A 13888-nucleotide genomic window follows, 5' to 3' on the forward strand; every position below is an offset into this window, starting at 1 on the left:
ACTTGCCTTGCGCAATGGCCGGCTTTTTTATGCCTTAGGGAGTCTCTTTATGCCTTAGGGAGCCTCGCTTATCGAGGGGCCAGCGGTCGAGCGTCCCCACCCCACCCTCCTCCCAAGGCGACGATCAGGTTTACACTGGCCACCAACCGGCTTTGCAAGACGTTCAGGACGCTACGCTCATTACTAAGCGCCGTGGCTTGAACGGTGACCACGTCCAGGTAGCCAATCAAGCCGGCTTTGTACTGATTAGTGGTCAGACGCAAGGAGTCGCGCGCAGCCACCAGGGCCTCGTCACGCAACGCCGCTTCGTCTTCATAGACCTTCAGTTGGCTCAGGTAATCTTCCACTTCCCGCATCCCATCCAGCACCGTTTGCCGGTACTGGGCCACAGTCTGGTCATACGCGGCCTGGCTGCGCTGTACCTCAGCCGAACGCGCCCCGCCATCAAACAGCGTCAGCGCCAGCTCAGGCCCGACCGACCAATACCGGTTAGGCAAGCTGATCCAGTGTGAGGAGGTGCTGGAGCTGTAACCGCCGCTCAGGCTCAAGGTGAAATCGGGGTAATAGGCGGCGGTGGCTACACCGATCTGAGCATTAGCAGCGATCACCGAGCGCTCGGCCGAGGCGATGTCAGGGCGGCGCTCCAGCCACTGCGAGGGCACACTCACGGGGATCTGCGGCAGCATAGGGACATCGCTGCGCTCCGCCAGGCTGAAGGTTGCCGGGGGCTGCCCCATCAGCACGGCGATGGCATTTTCCAGCTGAGCGCGCTGCCACTGCAGGTCGACCAGGTCCGCCTGAGTACTTTTAAGCTGGGTGCGGGCTTGGGCGGTAGCATCGCTGCCTGCCACCCCAGCCTTGTATTGGTTTTCGGTGAGCTGCAAGGAACGCTGGTACGCCTCTACGGTGGATTGCAGCAGGCGCTTCTGCTCGTCGATTACCCGTATCTGCAGGTAGTTCTGCACCAGCTGCGATTGCAGGCTAAGCCGCATGGCCGCCAGCTGCGCAAAGCTTGCCCCGGCACTGGCCGTGTCCGCCTCCAGCCCGCGTCGCAACTTACCCCACAGGTCCGCTTCCCAGCTCACGCCCAGTTGCGCGTTGTAGGTGTCACGAATCCCACTGGTGGCATTGCTCAGGCTTGAACCGCTGCTACCCTGCCCTTGTGCCGCGCGGGTTTTACCCACATTCAGGCCAAGGGTGGGATAAAACGCGGCCCGCGCGCTGCGCACCAGAGCCTGGGCCTGGCGGTATTGGGCCTCGTACTGAGCGACGGTCTGGTTGCGGCTATTGAGGGCTTCTACCAGGCCGTTCAGCTGAGGGTCGCGGTACAGCGCCCACCAGGCGCCGCGTGCCAACTCGTCAGCAGGGGCCGCCTGGCGCCAGCCTTCGGCTTGCTTGAACTGCGCCGGCGTGGCGACTTCTGGGCGCTGATAATCAGGGCCCACGGCACAGCCGGCCAGCCAGCTGGCACAACAGGCCAGGGCCAGCCAGCGCGGTACAGCAGCCCTGAGGGCAAACGAAGGCACAGCGGTCATAGCGGGGCTTCCAAGGCAGCATCGGTACGTCGGCCGCGCCATCGGCTATAGCGGTGACGCAACCGGTCAAGGGCAAGATAAACCACGGGGGTGGTGTAGAGGGTGAGCACTTGGCTCAGCAGCAGGCCGCCAATGATCGCCACCCCCAGGGGGCGACGCATCTCGGCGCCGTCGCCACTGCCCATCAACAAGGGCACGGCGCCCAGCACTGCCGCCAGGGTAGTCATGAGGATCGGCCGCAGGCGCAACAGGCAGGCACGGCGGATAGATTCGAGCGGCGCCAGGCCCTCCTCGCGCTCCAGTTGCAAGGCCAGGTCGATCATCAGGATGGCGTTCTTTTTCACCACCCCGATCAGCAGAAACAGCCCAAGCAAGGAAATCAGGCTGAACTCGCCACCGGTCAGGTAAATGGTCAAAAGCGCGCCCACGCCAGCGGAGGGCAAGGTAGACAGGATGGTCAACGGGTGAATGTAGCTTTCGTAGAGAATCCCGAGGATCAAGTACACCGCCATCAGCGCGCCAAGGATCATCCATGGCTGGCTTTTCTGCGAATCCATGAACGCGTTAGCGTTGCCCCCTGCCTTGACGATCACTTCATCGGGCACGCCCAGGCTCGCCAACCCGCGCTCGATGGCTGCAGTGCCCTTGTCCAGTGCCACGCCCGGCGCCAGGTCGAACGAAATCGACTCGGAGGCAAACTGCCCCTCGTGGCTGACACTGTCATCGGCCAGGCTATTGTCGTAGCGGGCAATGGACGCCAAGGGCACCCGTTTTCCGGTGTTGGTGATGACCTGCACCTGATCCAGGGTGATCGGGTCCTGGGCGTAACGGTGGTCGATCTCCATAACCACCTGGTATTGGTTCAAGGTGTCGTAGATCGTGGAAATCTGCCGCTGGCTATAGGCGTTGTTCAGCACCGTCATGACCGTGCTCATGTCCACGCCCAGGCGCTTGGCCTGGTCCCGGTCCACCACCAGCGTCACCTGAGCCGTGCCGGCGCCGTCGCGGGCGTCGATGGCGGTGAGTTCGGGCAACGACCGGAACAGCGTCACTACCTTGGGGAACCAGGTGCGCAGTTGCGCCAGGTCTCCGCTCTGCACGATGTACTGGTACTGGGAGCTGCTGTTATCCCGGGCACCGCCAAACTGCAGGTCTTGGTCAGCGAACAGGATCAGCCGCCCGCCGGGTATTTTTGGCACGTTATGGCGCAAGCGCTCGATCACTTGCTGGGCCGACACGCCACGCTCGGCCAAGGGTTTGAGCCGCACCAGAATGGTCGCGTTATTGGTGCCGTTGTTGCCGCCCAGGGTAGCCGCCACGCTCGATACTGCAGGGTCTGCCAGAATCGCATCGCGGTACTGGTGCATCTTGGGCTGCATCACGGTGAACGACAGGCCGTCATCGCCCCGGATAAACCCCATCAGCTGACCGGTATCCTGCTGAGGCATAAAGGTTTTGGGCACCACCACGTACAGCGCCACGTTCAACACGATGGTTGCCAACAGCGACAGCAAAGTGAGTACGGGGTGACGCAACACCCACCCCAGGGTGCGGTCATACCCGGCCATCAAGCGCTGGTTGGCGGCATTGCTCCAGCGCTCCAGGCGGTTCTCATGGCCCGGCACCCTGGGTTTGAGCCAGCGGGCGCACAACATGGGCGTAAGGGTGAGGGACACCACCAGCGACACAATCACGGCGGCGGCCAAGGTAATGGAAAACTCACGGAACAGGTTTTCGACGATGCCGCCCATGAACAGGATCGACAGGAACACCGCCACCAGCGAGGTATTCATCGCCAGCAGGGTGAACCCGACCTCCCGTGCGCCTTGGTACGCCGCACGTAGCGGCGCCACTCCGTCGTCGATGTGCCTGGAAATGTTCTCCAGCACCACGATGGCATCGTCTACCACCAGCCCGGTCGCCAGAATCAATGCCATCAGTGACAGGTTATTGAGGGAGAACCCGTAGAGGTACATCACCGCGAAGGTGCCGATCAGCGACACCGGCACAGCCAGCGTAGGTATCAACGCAGCCCGGCCGTTGGACAGGAACAGGAACACCACCAGCACCACCAGTACCACGGCGATGAGCAAGGTCCGCTCAGCCTCGTGCAGGGTGGCTTTGATCACCGAGGTGCGGTCCATGGCCACGTCCAGCGCGACGGTGGCAGGCAACAAGGACTTCAAGGCAGGCAGGTGCGATTTGATCGCCTGCACCGTTTCGAGAATGTTAGCCCCTGACTGGCGGTTGATAACCAGTAACACCGCATCCTGGCGGTTGTAGAAGCCGCTGTTGTAGCGGTCTTCCACGCCGTCGCTCACCCGTGCCACGTCCCCCAGGCGCAAGATCGCCCCGTCCTGCTGGCGGATGACCAGCGGCCGGTAGTCACTGGCTTTTTCCAGCTGGTCATTGGCCTGTACCTGCCAGGCGCGCCCAACATCTTCCACGAAGCCTTTGGGCTGGCGTACGTTGGCGCTGTCGATGGCCGAACGCACGTCGTCCAACGCCACGCCGTACTGGTTCAGGCGGGCCGGCTCCAGCTCGATGCGCACCGCCGGCAGCGAGCTGCCACCGATCTGCACCTCGCCCACGCCGCTTACCTGGGCCAGGGTGGGCGAGAGGATAGTGGAGGCCAAATCGTAGAGGCGGCCTTTGCTCAACGAGGGCGAGGTGAGCGCCAGCACCATGATCGGTGCCTGGGAAGGGTTGATTTTGCGGTAGGTGGGCATGTTCTTCATGCCGCTGGGCAACAGGTTGCGCGAGGCGTTGATGGCCGCTTGCACGTCCCGCGCCGCGCCGTTGATGTCGCGCCCCTGCTCGAATTGCAAGATCACCCGCGTCGACCCTTGGCTGGAGCGGCTGTTCATGCTGGTCACCCCGGAGATTGCTCCAAAGGCGCGCTCCAGCGGCGTGGCCACTGACGACGCCATCACGTCCGGGCTGGCGCCGGCCAGGTTGGCGCTGACCACGATCACCGGGAAGTCCATTTGCGGCAGGGGTGCGACCGCTAGCTGGCTAAAGCTCACGCCGCCCAACAGGATGATTGCCAGGCTCAGCAGCAAGGTGGCCACCGGCCGACGAATGAAAGGCCCGGAGAGGTTCACGCGTGGGCCTGCGAGCTGCCACGACGTGCAAGGCGGCGGCTGGTGCGGTCAAACCAGAGGTAGATCACGGGTGTGGTGAACAGCGTGAGCAATTGGCTCACCAACAGCCCACCGACCATCACTAGCCCTAGCGGTTGGCGCAATTCTGCGCCGGAGCCAGAGGCGAACATCAGCGGCAAGGCGCCGAACAATGCGGCCAGGGTGGTCATCAGGATCGGGCGGAAGCGCAGCATGGCGGCCTCGAAGATGGCGTCCTGGGGCGCCAGACCTCGGGTGCGCTCAGCGTCCAGGGCGAAGTCGATCATCATGATGGCGTTCTTTTTCACGATACCGATCAGCAGAATGATGCCGATGATGGCGATCATGCCCAGGTCATTGCCACTGAGCAGCAACGCCAATAGCGCGCCCACCGCCGCGGACGGCAAGGTGGACAGGATGGTGATGGGATGGATGTAACTTTCGTATAACACGCCCAGCACGATGTACATGGTCACTACGGCCGCCAATATCAGCAACAAGGTGCTGGACAGCGATGCCTGGAAAGCCGCCGCCGCGCCCTGGAACTGGGTTTGCACGCCCAGAGGCATGGCAATGTCGCGTTGTGCCTGCTCGATCACCTCCACCGCTTCGCCCAAGGCCACGCCCTGGGCGAGGTTGAACGAGAGCGTGACCGCCGGGAACTGCCCCAGGTGGGAGATCGCCAACTGGGCCTGACGCTGCTCAATCCGCGCCAGGCTGGACAGCCTTACCTGCGCGCCACTGGTGTTGGTGGTTGAGGTGGTAGTGGTGTCGTTGGTGGCGGTGGCCGACCCCGTGCCGCTGGCCATCTCGCGCTCAGTGCTGGTAGAGGTGGTGTTGCCCGAAGCCTTTACGTAGAGCTGCTCCAGGGCTTCAGGCCCCAGGCGCCCACCGTCGGCGGACTGCAACACCACACGGTATTGGTTGGACTGGGTGTAGATGGTCGAAATCTGCCGCTGACCGAAGGCGTCGTACAAGGCGTTGGTGATGTCGGTTACCTGCACCCCCAGGCGCATGGCGGCGTCACGGTCGATGTCCAGGTACACCTGCAAGCCTTTGTCCTGCAAGTCACTGGCAACGTCTTTGAGTTCAGGGCGTTGACGCAGCTCGCTCACCAGCTTGGCCGTCCACTCCGCCAGCAGGTCCGGGTCGGGCGAGGTCATGCTGAACTGGTATTGGGTGCGGCTGACCCGGTCCTCGATGGTCAGGTCCTGCACGGGCTGCATGAACAGGCGCATGCCCACCAGGCTATCCACCTTGGGTTGCAGCCGGTCAATCACCTGCGCGGCGCTGTCTGTGCGTAAGGCATGGGGCTTGAGGTTGATCAACAAGCGGCCGCTGTTGAGGGTGGCGTTATCGCCGTCCACGCCAATATAGGACGACAGGCTGTCCACGGCAGGGTCTTGCAGGATGATCTTGGCCAGAGCCTGTTGGCGCTCACTCATGGCTTGGAACGAGATGGCCTGCGGCGCTTCGGAGACCGCCTGGATAAAGCCGGTGTCCTGTACTGGGAAAAACCCCTTGGGCACCAGTAAGTACAGCACCACTGTCAACGCCAAGGTGGCCACGGCGATCAGCAAGGTAAAGGGCTGATGCCGCAGCACCCAGCCCAGGCCGCTCGAATACCGCGCCACCAGCCAATCGAGCCAGGCACCACTGGCCCGGTAGAAGCGCGACTGCTGGTCTTCCGGCGGCTCACGCTTGAGCATCCGTGCGCACATCATAGGCGTGAGGGTCAGCGACACCACCAGCGAAATAAGAATGGCCACCGCGAGGGTGATGGCGAATTCCCGGAACAGCCGCCCTACCACGTCGCCCATGAACAGCAACGGGATCAGCACTGCAATCAGTGAGAACGTCAGAGAAACCAGCGTGAAACCGATTTGCCGTGCGCCCTTGATCGCGGCCTGGAATGGCGTTTCGCCCTCCTCGATATGGCGGGCGATGTTCTCCAGCATCACGATGGCATCGTCCACCACAAAGCCGGTGGCGATGGTCAGGGCCATGAGCGTGAGGTTGTTCACCGAAAACCCGGCCAGGTACATGATGCCGAAGGTGCCGATCAGCGACAGTGGCACAGTGATGGAGGGGATCAGCGTGGCACTGAGCTTGCGCAGGAACACGAAGGTCACCATCACCACCAGCACGATGGCAAACAACAGCTCCTTCTGTACGTCGCTGACCGAGGCGCGGATGGTCTGGGTTCGGTCGCTGAGCACGGTGACGTCCAGCCCGGCAGGCAGGCCGGCGGTCAGGCTGGGCAGTACGGCCTTTATCCGGTCCACCACCTCAATCACGTTGGCCCCCGGCTGACGCTGAATGTTCAGCAGCACCGCCTGGTTACGGTTGGCCCAGGCAGCCAGGCGCTCGTTTTCGGCGCCATCGACAATCTCGGCCACATCGCGCAGGCGCAGCGGCGCACCGTTGCGGTAGGCCAGGATCAGGCTGGCGTACTCTTCAGGCGAGCGCAGCTGGTCGTTGGCATCGAGCATGGAGACCCGCGTGGGCCCATCGAAATTACCCTTGGGCTGGTTGACATTGGACGCACCGATCAGGGTACGCACGTCCGCCAGGTTAAGCCCGGCAGCCGCCAAGGCTTGCGGGTTGACCTTGATGCGCACCGCGTGGCGCTGCCCACCGGCGATGCTGACCATGCCCACACCGCCGATCTGGGCGATTTTTTGCGCCATGCGGGTGTCGACCAAGTCGTTGACCTTGGGCAGCGGCAGGGTTTTGGAGCTGATGGCGATGGTCAGTACCGGGGTATCGGCCGGGTTGACCTTGTTGTACACCGGCGGCGCAGGCAGGTCGTTGGGCAGCAGGTTGTTGGCCGCATTGATGGCCGCCTGCACTTCCTGCTCGGCGACGTCCATGTCCAGCGCCAGGCTGAAGCGCAGGGTAATCACCGACGCTCCGCCGGAGCTGGTAGAGGCCATTTGCTCAAGCCCCGGCATTTGCCCGAACTGCCGCTCCAACGGTGCGGTCACCGCGCTGGTCATCACTTGCGGGCTGGCACCTGGATAGAGCGTCATCACGCGAATGGTGGGGTAATCCACCTGCGGCAAGGCCGAAACGGGCATCAGCCGCCAGCCAATCAAACCGGCCAGGACGATCGCCAGCATACTCAGCGTGGTGGCGACCGGCCGCAGGATGAACAGGCGTGAAAGGTTCATGCGCCGCCCTTGCCCTGCCGCTCGGCCTTGCCTGGCGAGGTAGACGCAGGGCCGGCCCCCTGCAACTGGCCACCCGCCGCCGCCGGTACATCACGGCTGTCCTTGACGACCTCCACCGGGCCACCGTCGCGCAAGCGGTCGGTACCTTCGAGTACGATACGGTCGCCCTGGGCCAGGCCACTTTCGATAACCGTGACATTGCCGTCGGTCAGGCCCACTTTCAGCTGACGTACCCGCACGGTTGTGTCGCCGTCCAGCACGTAGGCAAAGCTGCCCTCTGTGCCGAACTGGATGGCTGCGCTGGGGGCGAGCACCACCTGGCGCAGGGTATCCACCAGCAGCCGCACGTTGACGAACTGATTGGGGAACAGCCGCTCCTCCTGGTTGGGGAAGCGTGCCTTGAATTTCAGGGTGCCCGTAGCGGTGTCAATCTGGTTGTCAGGGCTGGCCAACACGCCCGTGGCTACCTGCTGGCGGTCTGCACGGTCCCACGCCTCGACCCGCAGCTTTTCGCCCTGGCGGTAACGCTCCAGCACTGCGTCGATCTGGGTTTCGGGCAAGGTAAAGGCCACGCTGATCGGCTGCATCTGGGTCACCACCGCCACTGCGGTGCTGTCGTTGGCCGCAAGCAGGTTGCCTGCATCCAGCTGGCGCAAGCCAACCCGGCCCGTGATGGGTGCGCGGATGTCGGTGAATTGAAGGTTGAGCTTGGCGTCTTCCACGGCTGCGGTGTTGGTTTTAACCGTGGCCTGGTACTGGGCCACCAGTGCGCTCTGGGTATCCAGGGTCTGGCGGGCAATGCTGTCTTGGGCGAACAGCCCTTGGTAACGCTTGAGGTCCAGCTGGGCATTTTTAAGCTGCGCCTGATTCTCCCCCAAGGTGCCTTCGGCTTGCTGCAGCGCGATCCGGTAGGCACGCGGGTCAATCTGCGCCAACAAGTCACCGACCTTCACGGCCTGCCCTTCCTGGAAGTTGACCTTGACCAGTTCGCCCCCGACGCGGGTGCGCACATTGACGGTATTGAGTGCGGTGACCGTGCCCAGCGCCTTGAGGTACACCGGGAAGTCTCCAAGGGTAACGTCGCCCACGCGCACCGGCGTAGGCCCGCCTACCTCTCCCCAGGCAGGCTTGGCCGCCTTGCTGCCGGCCGGCCGTGCAGCGCCCTGCTCATTAGAGGGGGCCTGGTGCTGCTTCCAATACCAAACGCCTGCGCCCAGGGCTACGAGTAGCAGCACAAGCAAGGCCAGGCGAAGGGGGCGGGAACGGGGATTACGGGTAGGGTCGACCATGAGACTGCTCAGCTTTCCTTCAGGACGCTGAACGATAAGCACTGTAGCGCCTTTCGCAAAGCGCATTTACCGGTCTTTTACGTATGGCTAACCGCGCGCTACCCATACAGACGTATAAACAGCAGCACGGCCCGGACAGATGGCCGTGCTGCCAAGGGTTACTTCAGTACCGCTAACGCCGCTTCGTAGTTGGGCTCTTGGCTAATTTCGGACACCAGCTCACTGTGCAGGACCTTGTCGTGTTCATCGAGCACCACCACGGCACGCGCCGTCAGGCCCTTGAGGGGGCCCTCGGCAATGGCCACACCGTAATTTTCGATGAACTCACGCCCGCGCTGGGTGGACAGGTTCACCACGTGCTTCAGGCCTTCAGCGCCGCAGAAGCGCTTTTGTGCAAAGGGCAGGTCTGCCGAGATGCACAGCACTGCCGTGTTTTGCAGGGTACTGGCCTGGGTATTGAAATTACGCACCGAGGTCGCGCAGGTCGGGGTATCTACGCTTGGGAAGATGTTAAGTACCTTGCGCTTGCCGGCGAAGTCGGCAAGGGTCTTGTCACTCAGGTCGCCCGCCACCAGCGTAAATCCCGGGGCCTGGCTGCCTACAGCAGGCAGTTGCCCATCCACGCGTATGGGGTTGCCTTTGTGGGTCACTTGCGTCATGAAACCTTCCTTCAGTTGGTTGTGAAAGGAGCATGAGTTAACCATGACTGGGGGGTGGTTGTCTGTGGGTGGGCGTCATTGCCAAACTTGCTGTTACTAAATGACGGCCATGCTGCCCATGACCGCAAAAAGCAAGGCGACATACACCACCGCGTGAACAGCATCCGGGATCCTGGCTTTCCAAGGCATGGCTATTTTCATACCTACGACAGCGCCTCCGGTCAGCAGCAGGAAGGCAGCAATGTTGACATACCCCAGGTAGGCGCTTCCAAGGTCGACGCCACCGGCTTCTGCCAGTAAGGCATAAATGCTCGTCCCAACGAGGGCGACGGGCAGGCTCAAAGGGTTTGCCATCGCTGTCGCCTGGGCCATGGTCAGCCCACGGCGCCTGAGCAGCGGAACGGTCATCACGCTACCGCCCACGCCAAGCAGGGTGGCGATGGCGCCTATACCTAGCCCAGCGCCGACGGTTGAGCCCTTGCCTAAGGGCCGTGGCGTGGGCATCGGCACCCCTCGTATGAATCCACCGCTCACTACGCAGTCGATGAGGGTGACGCCCAGATAGATCACAAAAGCCCACCTGAGCACTTCACCTCCCACCCCCTCTGCGCACAACGCGCCCCCTAACGCCCCAAGCCCGATAAAGCCTCCCAGCGGCCAGATGAATGACCGCAGCAATGCGCCCTGTTTCGCAGACGTGTAAGTGGCCATAGATGAATTGACAATCATCACACAGGTCGATGTTGCCACTGCGATATGCATTGCCGATGCAACGGCAGGGTCGTCTACGTGAGGGTTCAGGGTCAGCAGGCGGTATAAGACAGGCACGATCAAAAAGCCGCCGCCGAAGCCGAACAGCACCGTGGTCACGCCAGCGAACATTCCAAAAAAAACAAGCAGCAGGTTGCTCATGGCATCCAGTCTCTTAAACTTGGCCGCTTACACTAAAGTGCTTGTGAGCGCGTCGCCCGAGCGCTTCCGCCAACCCCGTTTGAGTTTCGGCCAAACCTTACTGAGCGCTTCATGAGAAACGTACCTATAGGTGAGCTTGATCACACTCCACGGCCAGTAGTAGCGACGGGGGCGGACTACCCTCATGGATTTTTGCTCGCTCATCACGCCCACCGACGCGCGCAGCTGTTGTATGGCGCTACCGGGTTGATGAAGGTCACTACCGCGGCCGGCAATTGGGTCGTGCCCCCTCAACATGCCGTGTGGATTCCACCCGGCGTTGGCCATGAGGTGGTATTCCTGGGCGTCAGCACCTGGAGTTTGTACATCGAGCCTGCAGCCGTGCCTGCGTCCAGACAGTCGTGCGAAGTCATCAGTGTTACGCCTTTCATGAGGCGCCTTCTCAAAGAGGCGGTAGCAGTGCCCCTTGAGTACGATGAATTCGCCCGAGACGGTGCATTAATGCAGTTGGCCTTGTGCGAAATCGGCTGTGCACCTGCGCTCGCCTTCCATATTCCCCTTCCAGGCAATGCAAAACTGCTGGCCAGATGTGAACGCTTTATACAGGCGCCGAACATTCATGAATCGCCACAAGACTGGGCAAATGCGTTGTTTATGAGCGAGCGTACCTTCGCGCGTGCCTTCAAGGCGCAAACCACCTTGAGTTTCAGCCAATGGCGCCAGCGTGCCACTGTAGTGCTTGCATTGGCTCGCCTGTCCGCAGGCGACTCGATCACGCGTATCGCATTGGAGTTCGGATACGAGAGCCCGGCTGCCTTTTCAACCATGTTCCGTAGGGTGCTGGGCCATGCTCCCGGTAGGTACCTTGCTGACCCATAGAGGTTTGAAGAAGAGTCAGCGTAGCGGGTGCCCGCCATGCACCCCAACCGAACACCACCCTATCAAGGTGGTCTATCACTCCATCGCAACAAGCAATTAGACGACGCGGGTCAGAAGCCTTACCTTGCATAAGCAAGGACTGTGAGCGGCCTGAGCGCTTACGTCGTCCAGCATCCTTTTACCAAGCGAGGCATGAATGTCGCAGCAGTACCTTACCGACAGCTTTGCCAGACGCGCCGACTACCTTCGCATGTCGGTCACGGACCGCTGCGATTTTCGCTGCGTGTATTGCATGGCCGAAGACATGGAGTTCTTGCCGCGTCAGCGCATCCTTACCCTTGAAGAGCTGACGGAGATGGCCAGGGCCTTTGTGGCGCTGGGCACGCGCAAGATCCGCCTCACCGGCGGCGAGCCGCTGGTGCGCGCCGGGATCGTAGACCTGTGCGCCAAGATCGCCGCCCTCCCCGGCTTGCAAGAGTTGTGCATGACCAGCAATGGCTCGCAGTTGAGCCGACTGGCAGCGCCGCTGTTCGATGCAGGGCTCGACCGCCTGAACATCAGCCTTGACAGCCTGGACCCGGAACGCTTCCGCCAGCTTACCCGTACCGGTGACCTGAACCAGGTGATCGCCGGTATTGACGCGGCCAATGCGGCAGGCTTTGTCCATACCAAGCTCAATTGCGTGGTGATGAAAGGCCGTAACGACCACGAGATCAACGACTTGGTCGGGTTTGCCATCGACCGGGGGCTGGATATCAGCTTCATCGAAGAGATGCCCTTGGGCGTGATCACCGAGCACAGCCGGGCCGAGGCGTTCTATTCCAGCGATCAGGTGCGCGAACGTATTGCCGAGCGCTATACCCTGATGCCCGCCACCGACACGACTCACGGCCCGTCCCGCTATTGGCGCGTGGCCGAGGCTCCAGGCACGCGAATTGGCTTCATTTCACCCCACAGTCATAACTTCTGTGCCACCTGCAACCGCGTGCGGTTAACCGTCGAAGGCAGGCTGCTGCTGTGCCTGGGCAACGAACACGCCATGGACCTCAAGGCCGTGCTGCGCGCCAACCCCGGCCACCCCGAGCGTCTGGAGCAGGCGATTATCGAGGCGATGGCGCTCAAGCCCTTGCGCCATGACTTTACCCTCAACGACGAGGTACAGGTTGTACGCTTCATGAACATGACCGGCGGTTAGCGAGCCTGGGCTTGCGGGCTGGGCCGGTTCGGTCAGGCCTGCTGGCGGGGCAGCCGGTCGCGGCCTAAGCGCAACGGATATGATTTCCAACCGGCTATGCATTAAAATACGGGCCCGCTTGCCATGGCACCCGCCGCCGGCCACCCAGGAACCCCACCGATGGAACATCGTGAAGCGCTTACCGCGCTGCGCAGCTTTCTTTCCACCCAGATCCTTGGCCAGGACAAACTCATCGACCGTTTGCTCATCGCCCTGTTGGCCGATGGTCACATGCTGGTTGAAGGGGCGCCCGGGCTTGCCAAGACCAAGGCCATCAAAGAGCTGGCTGAGGGGGTAGAGGCACAGTTCCATCGCATCCAGTTCACCCCCGACCTGCTCCCGGCGGACATCACCGGCACTGAAATCTACCGCCCGGAAACGGGCAGCTTCGTGTTTCAGCAAGGCCCTATTTTCCACAATCTGGTACTGGCAGACGAAATCAACCGCGCGCCGGCCAAGGTGCAGTCCGCGCTGCTCGAAGCCATGGCCGAACGCCAGGTCAGCGTAGGCCGTAGCACCTACGACCTGTCCCCGCTGTTTCTGGTAATGGCCACGCAAAACCCTATCGAGCAAGAGGGCACCTACCCGCTTCCCGAGGCGCAGCTGGACCGCTTCCTGATGCACGTGAAAATCGGCTTTCCCGAAGCGTCAGTAGAGCGGCGCATTCTGCAGCAGGCGCGTGGCGAAGCCCTTAACGGTGAAACCAAGCCCGAGCGGCGAGTAAGCCAACAGGCCATCTTCGCTGCGCGCAAGGAGATCCTGGGCCTGTACATGGCGGACGCGGTGGAGGAATACCTGGTGCAGTTAGTGATGGCTACCCGTACCCCTGCCAAATACGACAGCGAGCTGGCCGAATGGCTGGCCTACGGCGCCAGCCCTCGCGGCTCCATTTCCCTGGACCGCTGCGCCCGCGCCCATGCCTGGCTGGCGGGCCGCGATTTCGTGAGCCCCGAGGACATCCAGGCCATGATCTTCGACGTGCTGCGCCACCGTATCATCCTGTCCTTCGAGGCGGAGGCTGCCGGCGTAGACCAAGACAGGGTCATCGAGCGTATCCTTGACGTGGTCGCCGTGGCCTGAGCCCA

Annotated in this window: 9 protein-coding genes; 3 read left to right on the forward strand and 6 right to left on the reverse strand. The window is 62.2% G+C overall.

Annotated elements, in window-relative coordinates; genetic code table 11:
- Nucleotides 1–68 precede the first annotated feature (68 nt).
- The 6 genes from AC4LE2_RS12420 to AC4LE2_RS12445 form a co-directional block, all read right to left on the reverse strand.
- Entirely contained in the window at nt 69–1535 is a 1467-nt protein-coding gene (locus tag AC4LE2_RS12420) for an efflux transporter outer membrane subunit (RefSeq protein ID WP_491826051.1), read from the reverse strand.
- Complete coding sequence (locus AC4LE2_RS12425) at nt 1532–4639, reverse strand: efflux RND transporter permease subunit (RefSeq protein ID WP_491826052.1); 3108 nt, start codon at nt 4637–4639, stop codon at nt 1532–1534. Before AC4LE2_RS12425 ends, AC4LE2_RS12420 begins: the two co-directional genes overlap by 4 nt.
- A complete protein-coding gene (locus tag AC4LE2_RS12430) occupies nt 4636–7830 on the reverse strand; it encodes an efflux RND transporter permease subunit (protein WP_491826053.1) in 3195 nt (1064 codons plus the stop codon). Before AC4LE2_RS12430 ends, AC4LE2_RS12425 begins: the two co-directional genes overlap by 4 nt.
- Nucleotides 7827–9119: an MdtA/MuxA family multidrug efflux RND transporter periplasmic adaptor subunit gene (locus AC4LE2_RS12435; RefSeq protein ID WP_491826054.1), complete on the reverse strand. Its 1293-nt coding sequence runs from the start codon at nt 9117–9119 to the stop codon at nt 7827–7829. The genes AC4LE2_RS12430 and AC4LE2_RS12435 overlap by 4 nt, the downstream gene beginning before the upstream one ends.
- 158 nt (nt 9120–9277) lie before the next feature.
- On the reverse strand, nt 9278–9778 hold the full coding sequence (gene tpx / locus AC4LE2_RS12440) for a thiol peroxidase (protein WP_491826055.1): 501 nt from the start codon (nt 9776–9778) through the stop codon (nt 9278–9280).
- A 96-nt stretch (nt 9779–9874) separates the two neighbouring features.
- Nucleotides 9875–10690, reverse strand: coding sequence for a sulfite exporter TauE/SafE family protein (locus AC4LE2_RS12445; RefSeq protein WP_491826056.1), 816 nt, complete (start codon nt 10688–10690; stop codon nt 9875–9877).
- Between the two features lie 111 nt (nt 10691–10801).
- Here AC4LE2_RS12445 and AC4LE2_RS12450 point away from each other — a divergent pair, with 111 nt between their 5' ends.
- From AC4LE2_RS12450 to AC4LE2_RS12460, 3 genes are all read left to right on the forward strand, one after another.
- Nucleotides 10802–11569, forward strand: coding sequence for an AraC family transcriptional regulator (locus tag AC4LE2_RS12450; RefSeq protein ID WP_491826057.1), 768 nt, complete (start codon nt 10802–10804; stop codon nt 11567–11569).
- 196 nt (nt 11570–11765) lie between these two features.
- Nucleotides 11766–12764 carry a GTP 3',8-cyclase MoaA gene (gene moaA, locus AC4LE2_RS12455; protein WP_491826058.1) on the forward strand — a complete coding sequence of 333 codons (999 nt, stop codon included), beginning with the start codon at nt 11766–11768 and terminating at the stop codon, nt 12762–12764.
- A gap of 159 nt (nt 12765–12923) precedes the next feature.
- Nucleotides 12924–13883, forward strand: coding sequence for an AAA family ATPase (locus AC4LE2_RS12460; protein WP_491826059.1), 960 nt, complete (start codon nt 12924–12926; stop codon nt 13881–13883).
- Nucleotides 13884–13888 lie beyond the last annotated feature (5 nt).

The organism is Pseudomonas sp. 9.3L, assembly GCF_058536285.1.

Excerpts from the sequence above, each read along its gene's own strand:
- AC4LE2_RS12420 (WP_491826051.1), bottom strand. The coding sequence starts at position 1,535 with ATGACCGCTGTGCCTTCGTTTGCCCTCAGGGCTGCTGTACCGCGCTGG.
- AC4LE2_RS12430 (WP_491826053.1), bottom strand. The coding sequence starts at position 7,830 with ATGAACCTTTCACGCCTGTTCATCCTGCGGCCGGTCGCCACCACGCTG.
- AC4LE2_RS12435 (WP_491826054.1), bottom strand. The coding sequence starts at position 9,119 with ATGGTCGACCCTACCCGTAATCCCCGTTCCCGCCCCCTTCGCCTGGCC.
- tpx (WP_491826055.1), bottom strand. The coding sequence starts at position 9,778 with ATGACGCAAGTGACCCACAAAGGCAACCCCATACGCGTGGATGGGCAA.
- AC4LE2_RS12445 (WP_491826056.1), bottom strand. The coding sequence starts at position 10,690 with ATGAGCAACCTGCTGCTTGTTTTTTTTGGAATGTTCGCTGGCGTGACC.
- AC4LE2_RS12450 (WP_491826057.1), top strand. The coding sequence starts at position 10,802 with ATGAGAAACGTACCTATAGGTGAGCTTGATCACACTCCACGGCCAGTA.
- moaA (WP_491826058.1), top strand. The coding sequence starts at position 11,766 with ATGTCGCAGCAGTACCTTACCGACAGCTTTGCCAGACGCGCCGACTAC.
- AC4LE2_RS12460 (WP_491826059.1), top strand. The coding sequence starts at position 12,924 with ATGGAACATCGTGAAGCGCTTACCGCGCTGCGCAGCTTTCTTTCCACC.